Annotated in this window: 1 protein-coding gene; it reads right to left on the bottom strand. The window is 45.3% G+C overall.

Annotation, left to right across the window (positions count from 1 at the left end; all coding sequences use genetic code 11):
- Positions 1 to 730: 730 nt before the first annotated feature.
- Positions 731 to 1,759, bottom strand: coding sequence for a PQQ-binding-like beta-propeller repeat protein (locus L990_RS16630; protein WP_047451774.1), 1,029 nt, complete (start codon positions 1,757 to 1,759; stop codon positions 731 to 733).
- Positions 1,760 to 1,983: the final 224 nt, after the last annotated feature.

Below are 1,983 nucleotides of genomic sequence, written 5' to 3'. Positions count from 1 at the left end.
CTTTTTTGGCGCAAAAAAGTAGCACAAAAAACAGGGCGAAAATTAACTCGCACCGTCGGCTTATAGGTGCGTAGATTTTTGGAGAACGGTAGCAGAACGATTCCCGTTTACGATTTTGGTTACGAACGACCTGCCGAGCGTTGCTCAAACATGAACCGTAGCGTAGCGGAGCTCGGCGACTGCAAGGAGCCAATTTCGCCGTTGGCTGTGTGGCTAACGCCACGGGTGCTGACGGATGGGTGCTTAGCGACTTTTTGTACGACAGTGGCCGAATGTAGCTGGTCAAGTGTATCCCAGCGTAGCCCTCCTCAACGCTGTCATCCTGGCGTAGGCCGGAACCGTAGCGCAGCGGAGTTCGACGAAGTCAATCTTCTCAGAATAGGTACTGCCACACTTGTCATCCGAACATTGATCCTCCTCAGCGCTGTCATCCTGCGTAGGCCTCCTCAACGTTTGTCATCCCGGCGTAGGCCGGGATCTCCTCAGAACAAGCACTACCATCTTCAACTATTAGCATTTCTGCCAACCCTCAGGAGATCCCGTGACCAGCACGGGATGACACGCTTTTTGGATCGTTCGTATTGTAACTGGACTCATAGGTTCGGTGTTCCTTCGGTTATCCTTCGGTCTGGCTCGGTAAAGGAGTTAAGAAACCTCGAAGTGCATTTTGCCAAACTGGCAGTATAAAAAAACAAAGCGCAGCCGTTGTGGCTGCACTGGTGTATATGTTCTAATCTTCCTGAAATACGTGCAGCGTACCGTCGCCATCGAACTGGAAGAGACGGTTGCCGTGAAAGCGGGGCGTGTTGGGTAGCGGTATCCCATTTTGGCAGCCCTCGAGGTCTATCCGCTGCGCAACGGTAAAGTCTGCCCGGTTGATGAGCAGAATGGCCGAATCGTAGTGCGAGGCTATGGCAATGTACTTTTCGTTAACGGCAGGCTGGGTTAGCCAGTAGCTTCTGAAGCCTACCTGCTTGAGCAGCGGAGCAAACTCCTCCTGCCTTAGCTTCTTGCCCGTTTGCGCATCCACCTCGTAGTAGAAGTCAGAAAATATATGAAAGTTGTTGTTGTACAAGGCAACTAGGTAGTAACCTGCATTACCACCTTTATGTCCCCATACAAACTTGCCAGTTGCCATACGATAGGCCGCTAAGCCGTACGAAATAACTTTCGCTACAACTAAATCGCCATCTGTATATACTTCTCGAATACTTCCATCAACTACTTTTCCCTCAAAATTCTCGTATCTCCCTAGTTCAGCAACATCGGCCTGCCAAAGCACCCCTCCGGTCTTCAGCGAGCGGCAGGTTAGGATGGAATTCTTCTCAGAATCGGTTAGTAGAACAAAATCACCGACTACTTCAACTGTAAAAGTTGTGTCGTTTTCGACTTCCCATTTAATTAATTCTGACGTTAATGAAACACCCCGCAAAAACCATTTATCATTATCTTTTTCTCGACATATAGCATCTATATCATTAACAAATTTAATCTGCCGCCTTTGCACTGGCGGAAAATCAACAAGAGTTTCTATTAAAAGATTAGACATGCTAATTTTTAATATCTTGTTTTTTGTACTTACCAATAAATATTCCGATGTATTTGTATTTTCAATAGCAAATTTCTCATTAATCTCGATCCTATTTTTTGTTTTTTCATCAAAAATCTCAATAAACCCATCGTATTCACAAACGATAGAATCACCACAATAGTGCATATCAGAACTAATGCTCTTGTTTTCTTGCAGCAAATGATACATATCTAGTATTTTTCAATTATTCGTGAATAATTCTTGTTGACAAAACCTTCAATATCTTCTTTTAGCACTTCACCTGATTTTTCAATATCTGGAAAAAATGCTTGTTTCCTTTCTTTTGTCAGTTTATTCAACGCCGCCTTGCCCTTTTCGGACTTAAGCACCTTCAGAATGTCTGCCTTAAGGTCGCCCCGCTCGCCGTAGTCTATATCTGCGCACTAGGCTGG

This window comes from Alistipes sp. ZOR0009 (assembly GCF_000798815.1).
In the GTDB taxonomy this organism is placed as follows: domain Bacteria; phylum Bacteroidota; class Bacteroidia; order Bacteroidales; family ZOR0009; genus Acetobacteroides.
The sequence above is the reverse complement of the archived record's forward strand: the minus strand, read 5'-3'. Positions and strand labels throughout refer to the sequence as shown.